This is a genomic window from Corynebacterium sp. HMSC076G08, assembly GCF_001811515.1.
Taxonomy (GTDB): Bacteria; Actinomycetota; Actinomycetes; order Mycobacteriales; family Mycobacteriaceae; genus Corynebacterium; species Corynebacterium hiratae.
In genome coordinates this window covers 1-228 of the sequence record NZ_KV805089.1, presented here as the reverse complement: position 1 = coordinate 228, position 228 = coordinate 1, and the positions used below count along the sequence as shown (strand labels likewise).

Sequence of the window (228 nt, the reverse complement as noted above, 5' to 3'; positions counted from 1 at the left end):
AGGCGGCGGCCCTCGATGACCTCGAAGAGCGGGGCGCGGCCCAGCATACCGGCCTCGAAGTGGGCGCGGCCAGCACGCAGGCGCTGCTCAGCGCGCTCGCGCCACGAGGTGGCGGCATCCGCCCCACGCTGCTGGGCCACTGCCTGCTCGAATACGCCCGGGTGAGCGTAGACGATGAGCGCGCTGACGTGGCCGAAGCCAAGCGAGGTCAGCGCCGCGGCCTTCACG

Annotated in this window: 1 protein-coding gene; it reads right to left on the bottom strand. The window is 73.2% G+C overall.

The genetic code is table 11. The annotated features are described in order from the left end of the window. Positions 1-228: hypothetical protein (locus HMPREF2806_RS12905; RefSeq protein ID WP_158013226.1), on the bottom strand; the 228-nt coding region annotated here is incomplete at both ends.